The organism is Ideonella sp. (assembly GCF_041914305.1).
In the GTDB taxonomy this organism is placed as follows: Bacteria; Pseudomonadota; Gammaproteobacteria; order Burkholderiales; family Burkholderiaceae_C; genus Ideonella.
This window is the reverse complement of sequence record NZ_JAYSDQ010000003.1, coordinates 1-23,815: the sequence shown is the minus strand read 5'-3', so window position 1 is coordinate 23,815 and position 23,815 is coordinate 1. Positions and strand designations below refer to the sequence as shown.

Annotated in this window: 17 protein-coding genes; 14 read left to right on the top strand and 3 right to left on the bottom strand. The window is 67.9% G+C overall.

Translation table 11 applies throughout. The features are described 5' to 3' along the window. Positions 1-25: 25 nt before the first annotated feature. Genes ACE3SG_RS04910 through ACE3SG_RS04900 form a run of 3 tightly spaced genes read right to left on the bottom strand, consistent with a single transcriptional unit; the run spans position 26 to position 8,202 of the window. The gene (locus ACE3SG_RS04910) at positions 26-1,372 is read right to left on the bottom strand and encodes an HlyD family type I secretion periplasmic adaptor subunit (RefSeq protein ID WP_374562876.1); all 1,347 of its coding nucleotides are present in this window, start codon (positions 1,370-1,372) and stop codon (positions 26-28) included. Next, positions 1,369-3,084 carry a type I secretion system permease/ATPase gene (locus ACE3SG_RS04905; RefSeq protein ID WP_374562875.1) on the bottom strand — a complete coding sequence of 572 codons (1,716 nt, stop codon included), beginning with the start codon at positions 3,082-3,084 and terminating at the stop codon, positions 1,369-1,371. The genes ACE3SG_RS04910 and ACE3SG_RS04905 overlap by 4 nt, the downstream gene beginning before the upstream one ends. Before the next feature lie 15 nt (positions 3,085-3,099). Further along, positions 3,100-8,202 carry a beta strand repeat-containing protein gene (locus ACE3SG_RS04900; RefSeq protein ID WP_374562874.1) on the bottom strand — a complete coding sequence of 1,701 codons (5,103 nt, stop codon included), beginning with the start codon at positions 8,200-8,202 and terminating at the stop codon, positions 3,100-3,102. 233 nt (positions 8,203-8,435) lie between these two features. On the opposite strand from ACE3SG_RS04900, the gene ACE3SG_RS04895 reads away from it, so the two are divergent. From ACE3SG_RS04895 to ACE3SG_RS04830, 14 genes are all read left to right on the top strand, one after another. Then, positions 8,436-10,529 carry a 3-hydroxyacyl-CoA dehydrogenase NAD-binding domain-containing protein gene (locus ACE3SG_RS04895; RefSeq protein WP_374562873.1) on the top strand — a complete coding sequence of 698 codons (2,094 nt, stop codon included), beginning with the start codon at positions 8,436-8,438 and terminating at the stop codon, positions 10,527-10,529. A gap of 8 nt (positions 10,530-10,537) precedes the next feature. Continuing rightward, positions 10,538-12,028: a M20 family peptidase gene (locus ACE3SG_RS04890; RefSeq protein WP_374562872.1), complete on the top strand. Its 1,491-nt coding sequence runs from the start codon at positions 10,538-10,540 to the stop codon at positions 12,026-12,028. A 25-nt stretch (positions 12,029-12,053) separates the two neighbouring features. Beyond that, entirely contained in the window at positions 12,054-13,229 is a 1,176-nt protein-coding gene (locus ACE3SG_RS04885) for an acetyl-CoA C-acyltransferase (protein WP_374562871.1), read from the top strand. 182 nt (positions 13,230-13,411) lie between these two features. Further along, a complete protein-coding gene (locus tag ACE3SG_RS04880; protein ID WP_374562870.1) occupies positions 13,412-14,215 on the top strand; it encodes a hypothetical protein in 804 nt (267 codons plus the stop codon). Between the two features lie 18 nt (positions 14,216-14,233). After that, positions 14,234-14,677 (top strand): PaaI family thioesterase, encoded by a 444-nt coding sequence (locus ACE3SG_RS04875; RefSeq protein ID WP_374562869.1) that lies wholly within the window; start codon positions 14,234-14,236, stop codon positions 14,675-14,677. 12 nt (positions 14,678-14,689) lie between these two features. Next, on the top strand, positions 14,690-15,112 hold the full coding sequence (locus ACE3SG_RS04870; protein ID WP_374562868.1) for a PaaI family thioesterase: 423 nt from the start codon (positions 14,690-14,692) through the stop codon (positions 15,110-15,112). Positions 15,113-15,130: 18 nt separating this feature from the next. Next, complete coding sequence (locus ACE3SG_RS04865; RefSeq protein WP_374562867.1) at positions 15,131-16,954, top strand: acyl-CoA dehydrogenase; 1,824 nt, start codon at positions 15,131-15,133, stop codon at positions 16,952-16,954. A 20-nt stretch (positions 16,955-16,974) separates the two neighbouring features. Further along, positions 16,975-17,766 carry an SDR family oxidoreductase gene (locus ACE3SG_RS04860; protein WP_374562866.1) on the top strand — a complete coding sequence of 264 codons (792 nt, stop codon included), beginning with the start codon at positions 16,975-16,977 and terminating at the stop codon, positions 17,764-17,766. Between the two features lie 5 nt (positions 17,767-17,771). Continuing rightward, positions 17,772-18,224 (top strand): PaaI family thioesterase, encoded by a 453-nt coding sequence (locus tag ACE3SG_RS04855; protein WP_374562865.1) that lies wholly within the window; start codon positions 17,772-17,774, stop codon positions 18,222-18,224. A 13-nt stretch (positions 18,225-18,237) separates the two neighbouring features. After that, positions 18,238-19,257, top strand: coding sequence for an NADP-dependent oxidoreductase (locus tag ACE3SG_RS04850; protein ID WP_374562864.1), 1,020 nt, complete (start codon positions 18,238-18,240; stop codon positions 19,255-19,257). A gap of 5 nt (positions 19,258-19,262) precedes the next feature. Beyond that, entirely contained in the window at positions 19,263-19,724 is a 462-nt protein-coding gene (locus ACE3SG_RS04845; RefSeq protein WP_374562863.1) for a GNAT family N-acetyltransferase, read from the top strand. Between the two features lie 5 nt (positions 19,725-19,729). Continuing rightward, complete coding sequence (locus ACE3SG_RS04840) at positions 19,730-21,388, top strand: isovaleryl-CoA dehydrogenase (RefSeq protein ID WP_374563324.1); 1,659 nt, start codon at positions 19,730-19,732, stop codon at positions 21,386-21,388. Between the two features lie 20 nt (positions 21,389-21,408). Then, on the top strand, positions 21,409-22,323 hold the full coding sequence (locus ACE3SG_RS04835) for an SDR family oxidoreductase (protein ID WP_374562862.1): 915 nt from the start codon (positions 21,409-21,411) through the stop codon (positions 22,321-22,323). Positions 22,324-22,625: 302 nt separating this feature from the next. Continuing rightward, on the top strand, positions 22,626-23,815 hold a 1,190-nt coding region (locus tag ACE3SG_RS04830), incomplete at its 3' end, for an IPT/TIG domain-containing protein (protein ID WP_374562861.1).

Below are 23,815 nucleotides of genomic sequence, written 5' to 3'. Positions count from 1 at the left end.
GCAGATCCCTCGGATTGCGCGGGGGTCAGTGTTCGCGGAACGAGCGGCGGGTGGCGTTGGCGAGCGGTTCCAGCAGGTAGTCCAGCGGGGTGCGTTCACGCGTGCGGACGAAGACCTCGGCCGCCATGCCCGGGCGCAGGCTGACCTCACCAGCTTGGCGCAGCGACGACGGGTCCAACTCGACATGGACGAGGTAGTAGGGCACGCCCGTCTGCCGGTCGGCCAGCGAATCGGCCGAAACATAGACCAGCTTGCCGCTGATCAGCGGGGTCGTGCGCTGGCGGTAGGCGGTCAGCCGCACGTCGGTGGCCTGGCCGGGCTGCAGCTCGCTGATCGCGTCGACGCCCACGCGCGCTTCGACCAGCAGCGGGCTGCCGTCCGGCACGATGTCGAGCAACGGGTCGCGCGGGCCGATCGTGCCGCCCGGCGTGCTGACCCGCAGGTCGACCACCCGCCCCGCCACCGGCGCGGCGATCAGCAGCCGCTGCGCCGCGTCGCTGGCGGCGCGCAGCTGTTCTTCCAGGTCGACGATCTTGGCGCTGGTGTCGCGCAGGTCGGTGCTGGCGTCCTGGGCGAAGGCCTCGCGCAGACCGGCCAGGCGCAAGGCCAGATCGGTGCTGCGCTGGCGTGCTTTCGAGGCCTCGGCCCGGTTGCCTTCGATCTTCATCCGGTACTCGGCAACGTTGCGCTTCAGGCCCAGCACCCGGGTGCGGTTGACGTAGGCCTGCGCCAGCAGCGCTTCGTTGACCGACAGCTCTTCCTGCATGTCGGCCAGTGCCAGGTTGACCGAGCTGTGTTCACGCTCGCGCGCCGCGAGCTCGGTGGCCACCTCGTCGATCTGGCGCTGGACCAGGCGCAGCTGCGAGTCGAGCGCGCTGCGGCGGGCCGTGAACAACGCGGCCTCGCGGGCCAGCGCCTCGGCGATGCGCGGCTCGCCCTGGCGCTGCCGATAGTCGGCCGGCGGCAGCCAGTTGGCGGCGAGCTCGTGTTCGGCGCTCAGGCGCGAGAGCTTGATGCGCAGCGCGTCCAGCTGGCTGCGCGTGAGGTCGAAGGTGGCGTCGATGCGCCGGTCGTCGAGCTGGATCAGCGCCTGGCCGGCGGCCACCCGGTCGCCTTCGTGGACGAGGATCTCGCGCACGATGCCGCCGTCACGGTGCTGCACGGTCTTGCGGTTGCTGTCGACCTTGACGACACCCTGGGCGACGATCGCGCCGCTCAGCGGCGCCCAGGTGGCCCAGGCCAGCAGCGCCGCAGCGGTCAGCGCGATGGCGGCGCTGCCGCCGGCGATCAGTCGCCGTGCGCTGGCTTGCCAGGCCGTGGCCAGGGCATCGTCGGGAGACCGGGGCAGCGAAACGGTGGTGGACGCGCTCATGAGGCCTCCGAAACCTGGTGCAGCGTCGGCACGCTGCGTTCGCCGTCGGCGCTAGTGGTGGCCAGCGTTGGGTCATCGCTGGCCTTGGCTTGGCGCACACCGATGCGTTCGATGGCGCCGTCGCGCATCACCACGATGCGGTCGGCGACCGACAGGATCTGCGTGCGCTGGGTGATCAGCACCACGGTGGCCCCGCGTTCACGCAGGTCGCCGATGGCCTGCTTGAGCGCGTCTTCGCCGTCGCTGTCGAGGTTGGCATTCGGCTCGTCCAGCACCACCAGGCGCGGCCGGCCGCACAACGCCCGTGCCAGCGCGATGCGCTGGCGCTGGCCGCCGGACAGGCAGCGGCCGCCTTCGCCTACCGGCGTGTCGTAGCCCTGCGGCAGCTGCACGATCAACGTGTGGGCATGCGCCGACTGAGCGGCTTCGACGACCGCGGCAGAGTCGAGATCGCCGAGGCGGCCGATGTTGTCGGCGACGGTGCCGTCGAACAAGGCCACGTCCTGCGGCAGGTAGCCGATGTGCGGCCCCAGGCGCGCGGGTGCCCACTGCGTCAGCGCCGCACCGTCCAGCCGCACGGCACCGGCGGCTGGTTGCACGATGCCCAGCATCAGGCGCGCCAAGGTCGACTTGCCCGAGCCGCTGGGGCCGACGATCGCCAGCACCTCACCGGCGGCGACGTTCAGCGACAGCTGCCGGATGGTGGCGCGCTGGCTGCCAGGCGGCAGGTAGACCAGGCTGTCGAGCGTGATCGCGCCGGTGGGTGCGGGCAGGTCGGTGGCCGGCGCCGGCGCGGCCGAGCTCAGCCAGGCGGTGAGCCGCTGCCAGGCGGCGCGGGCCTCGACCACCTGCTTCCACTGGCCGATCAGCATCTCGACCGGCGCCAGCGCGCGGCCGAGGATCACGGTGACGGCGATCATCACGCCCGGCGTGGCCTTCTGCCCGATGACCAGCCACGCCGCCGCGGCCAGCATGGCCACCTGCACCGACTGGCGAAAGCACTTGGTGAGCGAGCCGATCAAGCCGCCGACACGCTGGGTCTGCAGCTGCTGGGTCTGCCAGGCATCGCTCTGAACCTGCCACCGCGCCTCGACCGCCGGTGACATGCCCATCGCCCGCACCACCTCGGCGTGGCGCAGGGCACCATCGGTGAAGCGGCCCAGCTCACGCGACTGCTGCTGCCCGCGGTTCACGCCGGCGCGCGTGGCGCGTTCATTGACCCAGGCCAGCAGCCCCAGCACGGCGGCGCAGCCGAGCGCCAGCAGGCCGAGCGCCGGGTCGAACAGGAACACGACACCGATGTAGACCGGCATCCACGGCGCGTCGAACAGCGACACCAGACCCGGGCCGGCGAAGAAGGCATGCAGCACCGACACGTCGCGCAGCGCATGGGCCTGCAGGGCACCAGCAGGCTCGGGCACACCACCGTCGAGCAACTGGCGTACGCAGCGGCCACCCACTTCGCGCTCGAACAGGCTACCGGCCAGCGCGAGCAGCCGGCCCCGCACCCAGTCCAGCACGAACATCAACCCCAGCGCCGCGGCGGCCACCGCGGACAGCATCCACAGCGTTTCGGGGCTGCGTGCCGGCAGCACGCGGTCGTAGACCTGCAGCATGTACAGCGACGGCACCAGCAGCGCCAGGTTCAACACCCCGCTGAACCCGGCCGCGGCGACGAACAGCCGCGCGTGGCGGCGCAGGAAGGTGGTCATGGCGCTGCTCTCGCCTCAAGGGCCGAAGGTGTAGTCCGACAGGCCGGTCAGGTCGCCGTTGACCAGTGCCACCTGGGTCAGCTCGGCCGCGGTGACCAGCGCATCGGTGCCCGACGAGTGGAAGCGGAACAGCCCGCTCTGGGTGCCGTTGTCGACCACGAACAGCACGTCTGCACCGAGCGCGTAGGCGCTGGTGGCCGAGCCGATCTGCGCGGCGGCGCTGGCCGCGTCGATGGCGCCGGCGATGTGGGTGGTGAAGATCACCAGCTCGGCCGAGGTCGAGAAGCCACCGGGCGCCGCGCGCACGACGGCGTTTTCCACTGCCGTGTCGCCGTCGCCGATGTGGATGCCGGCCTGGCCGATGCGGAAGGTGTCGTCGACGCCGCTGAAGTCGGCCACCGTGTCGGCGCCGGTCAGGCTGGCGAACACGAAGGTGTCGGTGCCGGCGTTGCCGGTGAGCGAATCGGCGGCGTCGCCGCCATCGAGCACGTTGGCGGCCGCGTTGCCGATGAGCGTGTTGGCGAGCGTGTTGCCGGTGCCGTCGATCGCCAGCTTGCCGGTCAGCGTGAGGGCCTCGATGTTGGCATCGAGCGTGCGCGTGATGCTGCTTTGCAGCGTGTCGGTGCCTTCGCCGGCCAGCTCGGTGGCGACGTCGCCGGCGTTGTCGACCACGTAGGTGTCGTTGTCAGCGCCGCCGATCAGCAGGTCGGCGCCCTTGCCGCCGTTGAGCACGTCCTTGCCGGCCAGGCCGGTGAGGGTGTTGTCGGCAGCGTTGCCGGTGATCGAGTTGTTCAGCCCGTTGCCGGTGCCCTTGGACGCAGAGCCGAACAGCGACAGGTTCTCGACGTTGGCGCCGAGTGTGTAGTTGACGTAGCTGGCCACGCGGTCGGTGCCTTCGCCGGCGAGCTCGGTGACCGAGTCGCTGGCCGATTCGACGATGTACAGGTCGTTGCCCGCGCCGCCGCGCATGACGACACCGTTGACGCCGTCGAGCGCATCGTTGCCGGCGCCGCCTTCGACTTCGTTGGCGCCCGGGCGGCCGATCAACACGTCGGCATTGCCAGTGCCGAAGTCGACCAGGCCGGGCGGCGGGGCACTGTCGTTGTCGATGATCGAGGCCACGACCTCGCTGGTGCCGACCTGGCCGTTGACCGGGCTGAACAGGTTCAGCTTGAAGGTCTCGGTGGATTCGGCCGAGAGGTCGTCGAGCACCGGCATGCGCACGATCTGCGTGGTCTGCCCCGGCGTGAAGGTGAGCACGCCGCTCAGCGCTTGATAGTCGCTGCCGTTGGCGGCGGTGCCGTTGGCGTTGCTGTAGCTGACGCTGACCGTGCTGGTCGACGGCGCGCTGAGGCTGACGACGAACTCGATGAAGCCGCCGCCCTCTTGCGCGGAGATGGCCGCCGCCGAGATCGTGGGCAGCGAGCTGGTGGTGCCGTCGTTCTGCGGGATGAAGAGGTGGCCGCGCGCGTCGGCGATCGTCGCGTTCAGCGCGCCGCTGAGCACCAGGTCGAAGTACTCGGTCGATTCGTTGGTGGTGTCGCCCAGCAGGTCGACCGTCACGGTCTTGCTGACCTCGCCCGGGGCGAAGACCAGGGTCTGCTTGGCCTGTGCCTCGTAGTCGCCACCCTTGGACGAGGCCGTGCCGTCGGCGGTGGCGTAGTTGACGCTGACCTGGCTGGTGCTGGGCTTGTCCAGCGTGATCGTGAAGGTGACGCGGCCGGTGGCTTCGTCGACGATGCCGTCGCCAACGCTCAGGGCCGGCGCGCCGGTGGTGGCGTCGTTGTCGGCGATGCTGCCCCAGCCGTACTGGCGAACGATGGTGGCGTTGACCGCGGAGCCCAGGTTCAGGGTCAGGAATTCGGTGGCTTCGGCGGTGGCGTTGTCGAGCACGGGGATGCGCACGATCTGCGTCGTCTGGCCGGGCACGAAGGTGAGGGTGCCGGACAGGGCCTGGTAGTCGCTGCCATTGGCGGCGGTGAGGTTGCTGTTGCTGTAGTTGACGCTGACGTTCTGCGTCGACGGTGCGCTCAGCGACACGACGAATTCGAGGTAGCCGTCGGTCTCGCTGACCGACGCGTCCGACACGCTCACGGTCGGCGTGGCAACGGCGGCGGCGTCGCTCGGCGCGATGAAGATGCGGGCGTTGGCGTCGGGCAGCGTCGCCCCGACCGGCGACGAGAACAGCAGGTCGAAATACTCGCCAGGTTCGTTCGTGCTGTCGTTGGTCAGGTCGATCGTGATGGTCTTGGTGATCTCGCCGGGCAGGAAGCTCAGCGTGTGGCTGCCGGTGGCCGTGAAGTCGGAGCCCGCCTTGGCGCTGCCTGCGGCGGTGGCGTAGTTGACCTGCACGGCGCCGGTGCTCGGCTTGTCGAGCGTGACGGTGACGCTGACGGTGCCGGCGGCCTCGTCGACCACCTGGTCGCCCACCCGCAGCACCGGCGTGCCCGAAGGCTGGTCGTTGTCTACGACCGTGCCCCAGCCGAACTGGCGCACGATGGTGCCGTTGACCGCACTGGTCAGGTTCAGCGTCAGGAATTCGTTGTTCTCCAGCGTGGCGTTGTCGAGCACCGCGATCTGCACGACCTGCGTGGTCTCGCCGGGGGCGAAGGTCAGCGTGCCGCTGCGCGCGACGTAGTCGCTGCCGTTGGCGGCGGTGAGGTTGCTGTTGCTGTAGTTGACGCTGACCGCCTGGTTCGACGGCGCGCTGAGCGAGACGACGAAGGTCAGCACACCGTCGGACTCGCCGGCGATCGCATCGGACACCGTGATCAGCGGCGAGCCGACCGGCGTTGCATCGTTCGCGCCGATGGTGGCGCGGCCGTGGGTCTCGGGCATCAGCGTGGCGCCGACCGCGTTCGACAGCGCGAGGTCGAAATATTGCGCGAGCTCGGTGCTGCCGTCGTTGACCAGGTCGACGGTGACGGTCTTGCTCGTCTCGCCGGCCAGGAAGCTCAGCGTGTGCGTGCCGGTGGCCACGTAGTCCGAGCCTGCATTCGCGGTGCCGTTGGCGGTGGCGTAGTCGACCTTCACGAGGCCGGTGCTGGGCCGGTCCAGCGAGACGGTGAAGGTGACGGTGCCGGCGGCCTCGTCGACCACCTGGTCGCCGACGCGCACGACTGGCGTGCCGCTGGGCGCGTCGTTGTCGACGATCGTGCCCCAGCCGGCCTGGCGCACGATGCTGCCGTTGACGGCGCTGAACAGGTTCAGCGTCAGGTATTCGCTGGCCTCTTGCGTTGCGTTGTCGAGCACCGGGATGCGCACGGTCTGGGTGGTCTGGCCCGGTGCGAAGGTGAGGGTGCCGCTCAGGGCTTGGTAGTCGCTGCCGTTCAAGGCGGTGACGTTGCTGTTGCTGTAGCTGACGCTGACGGCTTGCGTCGACGGGGCGCTCAGCGAGACGACGAATTCCATGTAGCCGTCGACCTCGCAGGCGGTGGCGTCGGACACGGTGATCAGCGGCGACGCCACGGCGGTGGCGTCGTTCGCGCCGATCGTCGTGCGGCCGTGCGCCTCGGCGAGCAGCGTGGCGCCGATGGCGTTGGACAGCAGCAGGTCGAAGTACTGCGCGCCTTCGGCACTGGCGTCGTTGATCAGGTCGACGGTGACCGTCTTGCAGACCTCACCGGCAACGAAGCTCAGCGTGTGCAGGCCGCTGGCGGTGTAGTCGGAGCCTGCGGTTGCGGTGCCGTCGGCCGTGGCGTAGTCGACCTTGACGGTGCCGGTGCTGGGCCGGTCGAGCGTGACGGTGAAGGTGACGGTGCCGGCGGCTTCGTCGACCACTTGGTCGCTGACCCGTACCACCGGCGTGCCGCTGGGGGCGTCGTTGTCGACGATCGACCCCCAGCCGTATTGGCGCACGATGGTGCCGCCGGTCGCGCTGGTCAGGTTGAGCGTCAGGAACTCGGTGTTCTCTGCCGTGGCGTTGTCCAGCAGCGGCACGAGCACGGTCTGTGTCGTCTGGCCCGGCACGAAGGTGAGCGTGCCGCTTTGTGCCTGGTAGTCGCTGCCGTTGGCGGCGGTGAGGTTGCTGTTGCTGTAGTTGACGGTGACGGTGCCCGTCGACGGCGCGCTCAGCGAGACGACGAAGGTGAGGTAGCCCTCGTTCTCGCCGGCCGCCGCGTCGGACACGGTGATCAGTGGCGAGGCGACCGCGGTCGCGTCGTTGGCGCCGATGGTGGCGCGGCCGTGCGGCTCGGCCAGCAGCGTGACGCCGACGCCGTTGGACAGCACGAGGTCGAAGTATTCGCTGCCTTCGGCCGCGGCGTCGTTGGTCAGCGTGACGGTGACGGTCTTGACCACCTGGCCGGGGGCGAAGTTCAGCGTCGTCAGGGCCTTGGCGACGTAATCGCTGCCGGCGAGCGCGGTGCCGTTGGCGGTGGCCACATCGACGCTGACCGCGCCGGTGGCAGGCCGATCGAGCGCGACGCTGAAGGTGACGGTGCCGGCCGCTTCGTCGACCACCTGGTCGATGACACGCACCACCGGCGTGCCGGCCGCGGTGTCGTTGTCGACGATCGTGCCCCAGCCGAACTGGCGCACGATGGTGCCGTTGACGGCGTTGAAGATGTTCAGCTTCAGGTACTCGGTGCCCTCGGCGGTGGCGTTGTCGATCAGCGGGATCTGCACCGTCTGGCTGGTCTGCCCGGGCGTGAAGGTGACGGTGCCGGTCTGCGCAACGTAGTCGCTGCCGTTCGCCGCGGTGGCGTTGGTGTTGCTGTAGCTGACGCTGACGGTGTCGGTCGACGCTGCGCTGAGCGTGACGACGAAGGTCAGCATGCCGTCGGACTCGCCGGCGATCGCGTCGGAGACGGTGATGCTCGGGTTCGTTGCCAGCGGGTGGGCGATGGGCAGCGCCGGCGCCTGCCAGCTGAAGGGCTGGAAGGCGTCGATGTGCCAGGCGTTGTCGTTGAAGAGGCTGGCCAGCCGGTCCAGCGCGCTGCTGTCGAACGAGGGCAGCGCGATGGTGAGCGGCGCGAACGATTCGGTGGCCGCTTCGACTGCTGTGTGCGTCGGTGCGAAGCGCCAGCTTGCATCGGGTGGCAGCCAGCGGCTGATGGCGTTGAGGGCCAGGCCATCGGGGTCGTCCGAGGCGGTATTGTCGACGTCGTGGTCACGCATGATCGGCCTCCTTGTGAGCCTGGCGCGGACTCTAGGAAGCAGGCCGTTACCGGGCCGTTACCCAAGGCGATCGCGATGTCGCCAGGGGCTGAAAACAAGGCCGTTGGGACTAGGGTTTCACCTAGCCCATCCCCTGTCACTGCAGAGACACTGAAGGGCTTTCGATTGTCCCTAGAATCGAACGATCGTTCTATTTTTGCCACGTCTGAAGTCACCTTGAAGGGACCCCGAACATGAGCGCCAGCTATGAGCTTCACGGCCCGGTCGCCGTCATCACGCTGAACAACCCGCCGGTCAACGGGCTGGGCCATGCGAGCCGCCTGGCAGTGGCCGAGGGCCTGGAGCGTGCGCAGGCCGATGCGGCCGTGAAGGCCATCGTCATCACCGGTGCCGGCAAGGCATTTTCGGGTGGTGCCGACATCAAGGAATTCGGCACGCCCAAGGCGCTGGCCGAGCCGAACCTGCTGTCGCTGATCCGCCTGGTCGAGCTGTGCAGCAAGCCGGTGGTCGCGGCCATCCACAGCGTCTGCATGGGTGGTGGACTCGAACTCTCGCTGGGCTGTCACTACCGCGTCGCTTCGGCCGGTGCCAACGTGGCGCTGCCCGAGGTGAAGATCGGCCTGCTGCCGGGCGCCGGTGGCACGCAGCGCCTGCCGCGCGTGCTGGGCGCCGAGACGGCGCTGAACATGATCGTCAGCGGCGACCCGGTCAAGAGCGAGTTGCTGGCCTCGCTGCCGGGCCAGAAGCTGTTCGACAAGCTCATTGATGGCGACCTGCTGGCCGGCGCGATTGCGTTTGCGACCGAGGTGGCCGACAAGCGCCCGCTGCCGCTGGTGCGCGAGCTGAAGGTCAAGCACCCGAACCCGGACGGCTACTTCCAGTTCGCGCGCAACACCGTGGGCGCGATGGCCAAGAACTTCCCGGCGCCGCTGAAGTGCGTCGATGCGGTCGAGGCCTCGGTGAAGAAGAAGTTCGAAGACGGCCTGGCGTATGAGCGCGAGCTGTTCGTCGGCCTGATGATGACGCCCGAGTGCAAGGCGCTGCGCCATGCGTTCTTCGCCGAGCGCGCCGCGAGCAAGATCGCCGACGTGCCCGAAGACACGCCGCTGCGCGCCATCAACAAGGTGGCCATCATCGGCGCCGGCACCATGGGTGGCGGCATCGCGATGAACTTCCTGTCGGCCGGCACGCCGGTCGTCATCCTCGAGATGAAGCAGGACGCGCTGGACCGCGGTGTCGCGACGATCCGCAAGAACTACGAAGGCCAGGTCAAGAAGGGCAAGCTCAAGCCCGAGAAGTACGAAGCGACGATGGCGCTGCTGACGACGACGCTGAGCTACGAAGCGATCGGCGATGCCGACATCGTGATCGAAGCGGTGTTCGAAGACATGGAGGTCAAGAAGGCCGTCTTCGAGCAGCTGGACAAGGTGATGAAGCCCGGCGCGATCCTGGCGAGCAACACCTCGACGCTCGACGTCAACAAGATCGCGGCGTTCACCAAGCGCCCGCAGGACGTGATCGGCACGCACTTCTTCAGCCCCGCCAACGTGATGAAGCTGCTGGAGGTGGTGCGCGGCGAGAAGACCGCGAAAGACGTGCTGGCGACCGTGATGGCGCTGGGCAAGAAGATCAAGAAGACCTGCGTGGTCTCGGGCGTGTGCGACGGCTTCATCGGCAACCGCATGATCGAGCAGTACTCGCGCCAGGCCGGCTTCCTGCTGGAAGAGGGCTGCACGCCGGCGCAGGTGGACAAGGCGGTCGAGAAGTTCGGCTTCGCGATGGGCCCGTTCCGCATGGGCGACCTGGCCGGCAACGACGTGGGCTGGTACATCCGCAAGCGCCGTTATGTCGAAAAGCCGAACCTGCGCTACTCGAAGACCGCCGACCTGCTGTGCGAGATGGGCCGCTTCGGCCAGAAGACGGGCGCCGGCTGGTATGACTACCTGCCGGGCAAGCGCGACGCGATCCCCTCGGCCGTGGTCGAGAAGATGATCGAGGACCACCGCAAGTCGGCCGGCATCACGCCGCGCCAGATCAGTGACGACGAGATCGTGCACCGCCTGGTGTTCGCCTTGGTCAACGAAGCCGCGCGTTTGCTGGAAGAAGGCATCGCGCAGCGTGCGTCGGACATCGACATGGTCTACCTGACCGGCTACGGCTTCCCGCTGCACCGCGGCGGCCCGATGTGCTACGCGGACACCTACGGCCTGTACAACGTGGCCCAGGCCATGAAGCGCTTTGCCCAGAACCCGAACGACGACGCCGAGTTCTGGCAGCCGGCGCCGCTGCTGGCGCAGCTGGTGGCTGAAGGCAAGAACTTCAACTGATTGGCGTGATGCTCAAGCGCCTGCTGCTCACGATCCTGGCCGTGCTGGGCCTGCTGTTCGCCGCCGTGGCGGTGAACACGCTGCGCCAGGGCTCGCGCCAGCTCGATGTGCCGCCGGCGCCGCCGCTGGCGGTGGACGAGACGGGCGCGGCGACACGCCTGGCCGAGGCGATCCGTGCACGCACCGTGTCCAGCCTGGACGATGCGGCGCAGAACACCGACCAGTTCGCGCAACTGCACACGATGCTGCAGGCGCGCTACCCGAAGGCGCATGCGGCGATGCAGCGCGAGGTGGTCGGTGGCTTGAGCCTGCTCTACACCTGGAAAGGCTCGGACCCGGCCCTCGCGCCGATCTTGTTGATGGCGCACCAGGACGTGGTGCCGATCGCGCCCGGCACCGAGGGCGACTGGGCCGAGCAGCCGTTTGCCGGCAGCGTGAAAGACGGTTTCGTCTGGGGCCGCGGCGCGTGGGACGACAAGGGCAACCTGATCGCGCAGATGGAGGCGATCGAGTTGCTGGCGGCCAGCGGCTTTCAACCCAAGCGCACGATCCACCTGGCTTTTGGCGCCGATGAAGAGGTCAGCGGCGAGCGCGGTGCCAGGCAGATCGCGGCGCTGCTGAAGTCGCGCGGTGAGCGCATGGATTTCGTCATCGACGAGGGCCTGTTGATCACCGACGGCATCATGCCGGGGCTGAGCAAGCCCGCGGCGCTGATCGGCATCGCCGAGAAGGGCTACCTGTCGGTCGTGCTGAAGGTGCCGGCCACGCCGGGCCATTCGTCGATGCCACCGCCGAAAGGCGAAAGCGCGATCGCGATGATGAGCGCGGCGCTGAAGCGGCTGGACGACCAGCAACTGCCGGGCGGCATCCGCGGCGTGGCGCGCGAGATGTTCGAGACCGTGGCCCCCGAGATGAGCGGGTTCGGCCGCGTCGCCTTGTCGAACCTGTGGCTGTTCGGCCCGCTGGTGCAAAAGCAGCTCGAAGCCAAGGCCAGCACCAACGCGATGCTGCGCACGACCACCGCGCTGACGATGACCAGCGCCGGCAACAAAGACAACGTGCTGCCCGGCCGCGCCGAGGCGACCGTCAACTTCCGCCTGCTGCCGGGCGACAGTGCCTCGGCCGTGATGGGCCATGTGCACGACGTGGCCGAGGCCACGATGCCCGGGGCGCACTACGAGTTGGCGGCGTTGCCGAATGCCAGCGAGGCCTCGCGCGTGTCGCCCACGCAATCGACCTCGTACCAGCTGATCAACAAGACGGTGCGCGAGGTTTTCCCCGGCACCTTGGTGGCGCCGGGGCTGATGATCGGTGCGACCGACTCGCGCCACTTCGAGGCCATCAGCGACCACATCTACCGCTTTTCGCCGGTGCGCGCGAAGCCCGAAGACCTCGCCCGATTCCACGGCACCAATGAACGCATCTCGGCCGCCAACCTCGCCGAGCTGATCCGCTTCTACCACCGCCTCGTCAGCCAGGCCGCTGGCGCAGGCGCTTGAATTCACTTTCCCACAGGAGCCCGCCATGAGCCGAGCCGTCATCGTTTCCACCGCACGCACGCCGCTGGCCAAGAGCTGGAAGGGCGCCTTCAACATGACCCATGGGGCCACGCTGGGTGGCCATGCGGTCAAGGCGGCCGTCGAGCGCGCGGGCATCGACCCCGGCGCGATCGAAGACGTGCTGATGGGCTGCGCCAACCCCGAGGGCGCAACGGGGGCCAACATCGCACGCCAGATCGCGCTGCGCGCGGGGCTGCCGATCACCGTCAGCGGCGTCACGGTCAATCGGTTCTGTTCCAGCGGGCTGCAGACGATCGCGATGGCGGCGCAACGCATCATCGCCGGCGAAGGCGATGTCTACGTGGCCGGCGGTGTCGAGAGCATCTCGTGCGTGCAGCAGGAGATGAACACCCACATGCTGCAAGACAGCTGGTTGCTCGGCCACAAGCCCGAGATCTATTGGCCCATGCTGCAGACGGCCGAGAACGTGGCCAAGCGCTACGACATCTCGAAAGAGCGGCAAGACCGCTTCGGCGCTGCCAGCCAGCAAAAGGCCTGCGCCGCACAGGCGGCCGGCAAGTTCAACGACGAGATCGTGCCGATCACCGTGACCGCCGGCGTCGCCGACAAGGTGCTGGGCCTGCGGACCAAGGAAGTGACCTGCAGCGTGGACGAGGGCCTGCGTGAAGGCACGACCTACGAGTCGATCAAGGACATCCGCACGGCGGTGCCGGGGGGCGTGATCACCGCGGGCAACGCGAGCCAGTACAGCGACGGTGCCGGCGCCTGCGCGGTGGTCAGCGAGGCCTATGCCGAGCGCAAGGGCCTCAAACCCCTGGGCCGCTTTCTCGGCTTTGCGGTGGCCGGCTGCGAGCCCGACGAGATGGGCATCGGCCCGGTCTTCGCGGTGCCCAAGGTGCTGGGCCGCCTGGGCCTCACGGTCAACGACATCGACCTGTGGGAGCTGAACGAAGCCTTCGCGGTGCAGGTGCTGTACTGCGCCGACAAGCTGGGCATCCCGATGGACCGGCTCAATGTCAACGGCGGCGCGATCGCGGTCGGCCACCCATACGGCGTGTCGGGCCAGCGCCTGACCGGCCACGCGCTGATCGAAGGCAAGCGCCGCGGCGCCAAGCGGGTCTGCGTGACGATGTGCATCGGCGGCGGCATGGGCGCCGCCGGCATCTTCGAAGTTCTGTGAGACCCCCACGCTCCCTTCCGGTCGCTGCCTTGCAGGCCGCGCTTGGCCAGTGGCCAAGCCCCTCGCCAGGCATGAACAGTCCACTGGACTGTTCATGTCCGGGCTCGGCCCCCCGAGGGGGCTCTTGCAGCGGACCGGCAAAGCCGGATCCGCGCAAGCGACTTGGTTGGCTGGCGGCCCTGATGGCGCTTGGTGTTGGCTCGTCCGTCCAAGCTGCCACTGAAGCGACACGCGCGGTCGTCAAGGCGATCGAAGCCAAGGACTGTGCCGGTGCGGTGAAAGAGCTGAACGCCGCGATGGCGTCGTCGTCGCCCGAGGCCTGGTTGCTCGGTGGCGCGATGTTCGAGCAGGGCCTGTGCCTGAAGCCGAATGTCGAGCGGGCCTCGCGGCTGTACCTGCGTGCCGCCGAGGCGGGCCGCGCCGATGCGCGCTCGCGCCTGGCGAGCCTGTATGCCTTGCCCTCGGCCGGGCCGGACAAGGCCGCCGCGCTGTGGTGGGCGCAACAGGCGAGCCTGCCGATGCCTGCGGCCTGCGGCGTGGCCGCCGACGCGCGCGAGAACGTCGACCGGTTCGCCCAGGCGCTGGCGGCCTGGCCCGCGCCGCAGCTGGACGCCTGCGTCTACGTGGCCGGCGTGCTGGCCGCAATCGATGCCGAATTTGCCGTGCGGCCCGACGAGAGCACCAAGGACGGCGTGGCGATCGACTTCCAGCCCGCGGCGGGCCGCGTGGTTGTGAGCTTTGCCAAGCTCAGCCAGCAAGGCAACGACCGGCGCCCGCAGATGGGCAGCGGGCTGCGCCTGCAGTCGTACACCTACGACCCGTCGCCCGATCAGCTGCGTGCGTTGCAAACCGAAGCCGGCAAGGCCGAATTGGCTGAGCAGGTCGATTCGGTGGCGCAAGGCGCGCTGGCGCGTTTCCCGAAACCGAATGCTGTCGATGCCGCCTGGCGCATCCGCCTGCGGGCCGACGGCCCACGCGTTCCATGACCGACGGAGGCCACTGCCATGAGTGATTCAGGCTTCAACACCGAACTCTTTCTGCAACTGGGCCGCGAGGTGCTCGACCAGCAGCCCTTCAGCCGCTTGCTGGGTGCCGAGCTCACGCACCTGAGGCCGGGCGACGCTGTGCTGGAGCTCGCGTTGAAAGACGAGCTGAAACAGCAGAACGGTTTTGCGCACGGTGGCGTCGTCAGCTACCTGGCCGACAACGCGCTGACCTACGCCGGCGGCACGGCGATGCGCGTGCCGGTGGTGACGTCCGAGTTCAAGATTAACTACGTGCGGCCGGCGCAGGGCGAGCGCCTGATCGCGCGCGCCAAGGCCGTGAGCGTGGGCAAGTCGCAAAGCGTGTGCCGCTGCGAGGTTTTCGCGGTGCTGGGCCATGAAGAGACGCTGTGCGCGCTGGCCCAGGGCACGATCACCAAGATGGGCGATGCGCCCCCGGGCTGACGCCTTTCACCGATGAAGACCGACCTCGCCACCCTGCGCAGTTTCTTTGCGGCGTCGCCGTTCATGGTCGACCTGGGGGTCGAGCCGGTGGCCGTCGGCGAGGGCCTGATCCGCACCGTGCTGCCGCTGGCCAACCGCCACCTGCAGCACACCGGCCAGGCGCATGCCGGCGTGATGGCCTCGCTGGCCGACCACTCGATGGGGGCGGCGGCGCAGACCGTGGCGCCCGAGGGGCACTGGATCCTGACCGCCGAGTTGAAGACCAGCCTGTTGCGCGCCGGCCGTGGCGAGCGGCTGGAGTGTGAAGCCCGGGTGCTGAAGGCCGGCCGCATGCTCAGCTTCACCGAGGCCGAGGTCTACGCCGTCAGCGGCGAGCAGCGCACGCTGGTGATGAAGGCTTCGGCCACGATGGCCGTGACACCGATGAACCGATAGGGCTCGCATAGGGCACGGATGACCATGCTTCGACCGACGATCGACTTTTTGCTCTACGACTGGCTTCGCGCCGACTCGCTGGTCGAGCGGGCTCGCTTTGCCGACCATTCGCGCGAGACCTTTGGCTCGGTGCTCGATGCCAGCGAGCGCCTGGCCCGCGAGAAGTTCGCGCCGTTCAACCGCCTGATCGACATCGAGGAGCCCCGCTTCGACGGCGAGAAGGTGATCCTGCCGCAGGCCACGCACGACGCCTGGAAGGCCTTCGGCGAGTCGGGCATGCTGAGCGCGGCGCAAGACTACGAGATCGGCGGCATGCAGCTGCCGTACACCGTCGAAGCGGCGGCCAATGCCTTCTTCGCCAAGGCCTCGGTCGGCATCGGCGGCAGCCTGCTGACGGTGGGCAACGCCAACCTGCTGATGGCGCACGGCACCGAGGCGCAGAAGCGCGTGTTCGCGTTGAACGAGTTCAGCGGCCGCTGGTCCGGCACGATGTGCCTGTCCGAGCCGCAGGCGGGCTCGAGCCTGTCCGATGTGGTGACCCGCGCCGTGCCCGACGGCGACGATTTCGAGGCCGACCCGCTGGGCCCGCGTTTTCGGCTGACGGGCAACAAGATGTGGATCTCGGCCGGCGAGCATGAGCTGACCGAGAACATCATCCACCTGGTGCTGGCGAAGATCCCGGGGCCGGACGGCAAGCTGGTGCCGGGCACCAAGGGCATCTCGCTGTTCGTGGTGCCGAAGAAGCTGGTCAACACCGAAGGCGAGTTGACCGGCGAGCGCAACGATGTGGCGTTGGCCGGCCTGAACCACAAGTGCGGCTGGCGCGGCACCACCAACACGCTGTTGAACTTCGGCGAGGGCCGCTTCAAGCCGGGCGGCCAGGCCGGCGCGGTGGGTTACCTCGTGGGCAAGCCGGGTGAGGGCCTGCGCTGCATGTTCCACATGATGAACGAGGCGCGCATCGGCGTGGGCCTGGGCGCAGCGATGCTGGGCTATGCGGGCTACGAAGCGTCGCTGGCCTATGCGCGGCAGCGGCCTCAAGGGAGGCCGATCACAGAAGGCGGCAAGGACGCGGCAAAGCCGCAGGTGCCGATCATCGAGCACGCGGATGTCAAGCGCATGCTTCTGGCGCAGAAGGCGTTCAGCGAAGGCGCGTTGGCACTGGGCCTGTATTGCGCCCGGCTGGTCGACGAACTGCACACCGGCGCGCCGGCGGCGGCCGCCGAGGCGGGCTTGCTGCTCGAAGTGCTCACGCCGATCGTCAAGAGCTTTCCGAGCCAGTGGTGCCTGGAGGCCAACAGCCTGGCGATCCAGGTGCATGGCGGCTACGGCTACACGCGCGATTTCCCGGTCGAGCAGTACTGGCGCGACAACCGCCTGAACATGATCCACGAGGGCACGCACGGCATCCAGGCGCTGGATCTGTTGGGCCGCAAGGTGGTGATGCAAGGTGGTGCCGGCCTGAAGCTGCTGGCCACGCGCATCAACGCAACGATCGAGCGCGCAGGCCATGCCGACGGGCTGGCCGAGTTCGCGACGCAGCTCGGCGCCGCGGTGCAGCGGCTGGGCGCGGCCACCAAATCCGCCTGGGCGACCGGCGTGCCAGAAGAAGCCTTGGCCAACGCGACGCCGTACCTGCAAGCCTTTGGCCACGTGGTGATCGCGTGGATCTGGCTCGACGTGGCGCTGGCGGCGCGCGAGGCCGACGCGCCTCGACGCGAGGGTGCGCAGGCGGCCTGCCGCTATTTCTTTGCCTACGAGCTGCCGCTGGTCGAGGCGTGGCTCAAGGTGGTGAGCAGCCGCGAGGCCGTCTGCCGCGACATGCAAGACGACTGGTTCTGACGACGAGACAAGGACACGACATGAGCACCCCCATCCAACAACTGATGAACCTCGAAGGCCAGACGGCGCTGGTGACTGGCGGCTCGCGCGGGCTGGGCCTACAGATCGCCGAGAGCCTGGGCGAAGCGGGCGCGAAGATCGTGCTCAGCTCGCGCAAGTCGGGCGACCTGGAAGAGGCCGCGGCGCACCTGCAGGCCAAGGGCATCGACACCCGCTGGGTGGCCGCGGACGCGAGCCAGCCCGAAGACGCCAAGCGGGTGGTGACCGAGACGATGGAGCGCCTGGGCCGCATCGACATCCTGGTCAACAACGCCGGCGCCACCTGGGGGGCGCCGGCTGAGTCGCACCCGCTCGAGGCCTGGGACAAGGTGATGAACTTGAACATCCGCAGCCTGTTCGTCTTCAGCCAGCTGGTGGCCAACGCGAGCATGATCCCGCGCCGCTTCGGCCGCATCATCAATGTGGCGTCGATCGCCGGCCTGGGCGGCAACCCGCCCGAGATGCAGACGATCGCCTACAACACCAGCAAGGGCGCGGTGGTGAACTTCACCCGTGCGCTGGCCGGCGAATGGGGCCGTTACGGCATCACGGTGAATGCGATCGCGCCGGGCTTCTTCCCGAGCAAGATGACCAAGGGCCTGCTGGAGAAGCTGGGCGCCGAGAAGATGGCCGCGCATGCGCCGCTGAACCGCCTGGGTGACGACGACGACCTGAAGGGCGCCGCGCTGCTGTTCGCCTCGGCCGCGGGCAAGCACATCACCGGCCAGATCCTGGCGGTGGATGGCGGCGTGTCGGCCTTGACCGGAGGCTGAAGAGCTTGACGCGCCAAAGGATCCCGTTTCCAGTCAAGGTGCCGTTCGTCGAGCGGCTCGGGTTGGAGCTGCATGCCTGCGCAGATGGCGCCAGTGAATTGCGGGTCGACCTGACCGAGTCGCACATGAACTCATGGGAGGTTGCCCATGGTGGTGTGCTGATGACGATGCTCGACGTGGCCATGGCCATGGCCGCCCGCAGCCAGAACCTGGACGGCCCGGGCGTGGCCACCGTCGAGATGAAGACCAGCTTCATGCGGCCGGGCGAAGGTGAATTGCGCGCCCTGGGAAAGCTGCTGCATCGCACGACGACGATGGCCTTTTGCGAAGCCTCGGTGCTGGACGCCGATGGCCATTTGTGCGCCCACTCGACCGGCACCTTCAAGTACGTGCGTGCGCTGCCCACCAAGGGGCGGCAGCTGAAGCCGCTGCAGCGCAACGACCCCGACAACCCCTGAAAGGACAGACACCATGACGACGATCAACCACCAGATCCTGCTGGCCTCGCGCCCCGAGGGCGAACCCACTGTCGACAACTTCCGCCTGGTCGAGACACCGGTGCCCGCCTTGCAGGACGGCCAGGTGCTGGTGCGCAACCACTTTTTGAGCCTGGACCCGTACATGCGTGGCCGCATGAACGACGCCAAGAGCTACGCCGCGCCGCAGCCGCTGAACGAGGTGATGATCGGCGGCACCGTCGGCGAGGTGGTCGAGTCGAAGAACGAGCACTTCAAGGTCGGCGACAAGGTCGTCGGCATGGGGGGCTGGCAGGAATACACGCTGGTCAACGCCAGCCAGCGCGGCGTGCTGCAGAAGGTCGACACGACGCACATCCCCTTGTCCGCCTACCTGGGCGCGGTCGGCATGCCCGGTGTCACCGCCTGGTACGGCCTGGTGAAGATCATCAACCCGAAGGCCGGCGAGACGGTGGTCGTCAGCGCGGCCAGCGGCGCGGTCGGCGGTGCCGTCGGCCAACTGGCCAAGGTGCGCGGCTGCCGCGTGGTCGGCATTGCCGGCGGTCCGCAGAAGTGCGCGCAGGTGGTCGACGAGCTGGGCTTCGACGCCTGCATCGACTACAAGGCCCACACCGACCTGAAGTCGCTGTCGAAGGCGCTGAAGGAAGCCTGCCCGGACGGCATCGACGGCTACTTCGAAAACGTCGGCGGCATGATCCTCGACGCGGTGATGCTGCGTGCCAATGCGTTCAGCCGCATCGCGATGTGCGGAATGATCTCTGGCTACAACGGCGAGCCGATCCCGATGACCTTCCCGCAGCTGCTGCTGAGCAACCGCATGAAGCTCGAAGGCTTCATCGTCAGCGAGCACATGGACGTGTGGCCCGAGGCGCTGAAGGAGCTGGGCACGCTGGTGGCCACCGGCAAGTTCAAGTACCGCGAGACGGTGGCGCAAGGCCTGGCCCAGGCGCCCGAAGCGTTCCTCGGCCTGCTCAAGGGCAAGAACTTCGGCAAGCAGCTGGTCAAGCTGGTGTGAGCACCATGCAGATCGATTGGCAATGGACGCGGTTCGAGGGCCTCGGCCTGCAGGGCCTGTACGACGTGCTGCAGCTGCGCCAGCGCGTGTTCGTGCTGGAGCAGGGCCCCTACCTCGATGCCGACGGGTTGGACCAGCACAGCTGGCACCTGCTCGGGCGGCCCGCCGACGGCCCGCACGCGGGTGAGTTGCTGCTGTACCTGCGCGTCGTCGACCCCGGTTTGAAATACGACGAGCCGTCGATCGGCCGCGTGGTGATCGACCAGAAGCTGCGCGGCACGGGGCTCGGCCGCGTGATGATGGCCGAGGTGGTGAAGCGCTGCGACGCGGCCCACCCGGGCAAGCCCAACCGCATCAGCGCGCAGGCGCACCTGGGCAAGTTCTACGGCGAGTTCGGCTTCGAGCCGGTGGGTGAACCGTACCTCGAAGACAACATTCCCCACCAGGAGATGCTGAGGCGGCCATGAGCACGATGCTGGCAACGCACGAGGTGACGAACCAGAGCGCGCCGCTGTCGGGCGCGAACCTGTTCGAGGGCAACCAGCCGCTGCGGGACGCGCTGGCGTTTCATGGCCTGGCGGCTGGTGACCCGGCGCTGGCCCGCCTTGGCAGCGAGGCCGGCAGCGCCGAGATGCAGGTGCATGCGCGCCTGGCCAACGTGAACCCACCGGTGCTGCACAGCCACGACCGGCAGGGCCGGCGCATCGACGAGGTCGAGTTCCACCCCAGCTACCACGCGCTGTTGGGTGGCGCGATCGGCCATGGCCTGCACGGCACGCCCTGGGCCGAAGGGCCTGGTGGCCACCTGCGGCGCGCGGCCGGCTTCATGCTGTTCACCGAGCTGGAGCCCTCGGTGCTGTGCCCGGTGTCGATGAGCTACGCCGTCACGCCGGCGCTGAAGGCCAACGCCGCGCTGCACGCCGAATGGTCGGGCCGCGTCACCGCCCCTATGTACGACCCGCGCGGCCTGCCGATGGCGCACAAGACCGGTGTCACGCTCGGCATGGGCATGACCGAGAAGCAGGGCGGCTCGGACGTGCGCGCCAACACGACGCGCGCCGAGCGCGACGGCGCCGACGCCTGGGGCGAGCGCTACCGCATCACCGGCCACAAGTGGTTCTTCTCGGCGCCGATGTGCGATGCGCATCTGGTGCTGGCGCAGACCGGCGGGGGCTTGAGCTGCTTTCTGGTGCCGCGCTGGCTGCCCGAAGGCACGCGCAACCGCGTCGAGGTGCAGCGCCTGAAAGACAAGCTGGGCAACCACGCCAATGCGAGCTCCGAGGTCGAGTTTCGCGAGGCCTTTGGTTGGCGCGTGGGCGACGAAGGCCGCGGCATCCCGCAGATCCTGGCGATGGGCGCGTTGACGCGGCTCGATTGCGCGCTGGGCACGGCCGGTTTGATGCGCCAGGCGCTGTCGCTGGCGATCCACCACACCGCGCAGCGCCAGGCCTTCGGCAAGGCGCTGATCGAGCAGCCGCTGATGAAGAACGTGTTGGCCGACCTGGCGCTGGAAAGCGAAGCCGCCACGGCGCTGGCGCTGCGCGTGGCGCGCACGGTCGACCGCACCGAGCACGGCCAGGATCCGACCGGCCACGAGGCCATCATGCGCCGCGTGCTGACGCCGGTGGCCAAGTTCTGGGTCTGCAAGCGCGGCAGCCATTTCGCCCAAGAGGCGATGGAGTGCCTGGGCGGCAACGGGTATGTCGAGGAACACGGCGAAGGCCTGATGGCCCGCATCTACCGCGAGATGCCGCTGAACTCGATCTGGGAAGGCGCCGGCAACATCATGGCGATCGACCTGCTGCGCTCGTTGCGCGGCGGCCCGGTGGCCGCGGCGCTGGCGGCCGAGCTGGCGCCGGCCCGAGGTGCGCATGCCGAATTCGACCGCCTGGCCGACGCGCTGCCCACCCGGCTCGACGGCCTGACCGACGAGCTCGAGGCGCGCCTGCTCGCCCGCGACGTGGCGCTGGCCGTGCAGGCGGCGCTGCTGCGCCAGCACGCGCCCGATTTCGTGTTCGAGGCCTTCTGCGATTCACGCCTGGGCCGCGGCGATTCGCTCGGCGCCTTCGGCAGCCTGCGGCGCGCCGCGCCGTTCGACGCGCTGATCACGCGCGCCAACCCCGTCCAATAGTCTTCTCCAAAGGGCACACCATGGGTTACTTCAGCGGCCGCACCGCGGTCATCACCGGCGCCGCATCGGGCTTCGGTCTGGAAGCCTCGCGCATCGCCGCGCGCGAGGGCATGAACGTCGTGATGGCCGACGTGATGCCCGAACCGTTGGCCCAGGCCGTGGTCGAGATCGAGGCGCTCGGAGCCAAGGTGTTGCCGTTCCAACTCGACGTGTCGAACGCCGAGCGCGTGCAGGCGCTGGCCGACGCGACCTTGGCGCACTTCGGCGCGCCGCACTTCGTGTTCAACAACGCCGGCATCTCGGTGGGCGGCTTGATCTGGGAACACACGCTGAAAGACTGGGAATGGACCGTCGGCGTCAACCTGATGGGCGTGGCCCACGGCGTGCGCGTGTTCACCCCGATGATGCTGGCTGCGGCCAAGAAGGACCCGGGCTACCGGGGCCACATCGTCAACACCGCCTCGATGGCCGGCCTGGTCAACATGCCCAACCAGGGCGCCTACAACGTCACCAAGCACGCCGTGGTGGCCCTGAGCGAAACGCTGTACCAGGACCTGGCGCTGGTGACCGAGCAGGTGCACGCGCACGTGCTGTGCCCGTACTTCGTGCCCACCGGCATCATCCACAGCGACCGCGCGCGGCCGGGTGAGATGCGCGATGCCAACGAAGCCCTGACGCCCAGCCAGAAGGTCGCCCGGATCCTGGGCGAGAAGGCCGTGGCCAGCGGCAAGGTCAGCGCCGCCGAAGTAGCGCAATTCGTCTTCGACGCCATGCAGGCGAACCGCTTCTACATCTTCAGCCACCCGAACGAGCGCGCCTTGGGGCCGGTGGCGATGCGGGCCGACGATATTGTGAGCATGCGCAACCCGGCAGACCCGTTTGCGCACAAGCCCGAATTGGGCGAGCAGCTTCGGGCGGCATTGGCTGGTTCTTGAATCCAGGAAGCGCCAATCCCTATGCTGAGGGGATTGACGGCTGAGAATAATTCGATCTTCGGACTGTGAGAACTAGACCGTCGATCGATGGTGGTTTGCAGGGGATACAAAAGCAAGATGTAATTTGTTGTAATTCAAATGCGCGAGGGCGATCTGTTCCTCTAGCATCGCCGCGCAAAGCCGAAAGCTACAAGAAGTCTTCAGTGGCACAAGGGGAGGGGCGCCGGTGCCGTCTGGTGTCGTTGATATTCATACTTCCTCGGGCTTAAGCATATTTCTTTGCCGGGGGAGAGATGTCACAAATGCGCTTCGAGTATGGCGTTGCAAGTCGGTTCGGTCGTTTGCTGGGTCGGCTGCTGTCGCCCGGTGTCGGCCGGCGATTCATAGAGCGATTGACGCTGGCGCTGCTGCTGTGTGGGACGGCCGCCTACGCCGGCGTCAGCAATGTCTATGATGAACTCGGGCGGCTGGTTCAGATCGTGGCCCCCGATGGCGCCAGCGTTCAGTACAAATACGACGCTGTCGGCAACATCACCGAGGTCAAGCGCTTTCCGGCCAATGCCCTGGCACTGACCGAATTCACGCCCAATGCCGGCCCCAGTGGCACGATCGTGACGCTTTATGGTTCCGGTTTCAGCGCCGTTCCGGCCGATAACGTCGTCAAGTTCAACGGCAAGGCCGCCACGGTCCAATCGGCGACGGCGAATGTTCTGACCGCTAAGGTCCCGGCCGGAGCCACGACGGGGCGAATCACCGTCAGCAATACTCGAGGCCAGGTGACCAGCCCGACGGACTTCGTGGCGGGCGCGGACAGGCCTATCCCAGTTATTACATCGATTGCTCCTGATATTGGGAAGTCGGCCGAAACTGTGGCCATTGCTGGAAAAAACTTTCAGTCGGCCGTTGCCGATAATGTGGTCACCTTTGCGACTAGTCCAGCGCAAATCATTTCGGACGCTGACAGTCCATCTGCAACGCTGCTGAAGGCCAAGATTCCGCCGGGCGCACCGTCGGGTCCGATCAGTGTCGCCACGCGGTTCGGCAAGTCTGCAGCTTCTGCAGATTTTTATGCCGTTCCTGGCGCTCACTTGGTTGCAGAGATTGAATTCAAGGCCCGTGCCCGTGTTGATGGTGCGGTGGTGCCACTTTCGATCGCAACCCAGGGTAAGAAAGCTATCGTTATTTTTGACGGCAAGGTGGGTCAATACCTTAGTCTGGTGACCACTGGTGGCACTTTCGCGTCGTCTGCATCGATCGAGGTCTATCGTCCAGACGGCGTTCGAATCGAATCGTCGGGCGTCGCAGCCAGTGGTGTATTTGATTTCGCCAAGGCCCTGCCGGTTAGTGGCACCTACACCCTCGTCTTTATTCCCAAGCCCACCGAGACAGGCTCGGTCAATCTGAGCCTGGCGGCCAGCATTCAGGATGCGCTGACTGTCGATGCGGCGGCGCCGACGACGGCGACGCTGAAGGCGGGCCAGAACGCGCGTTA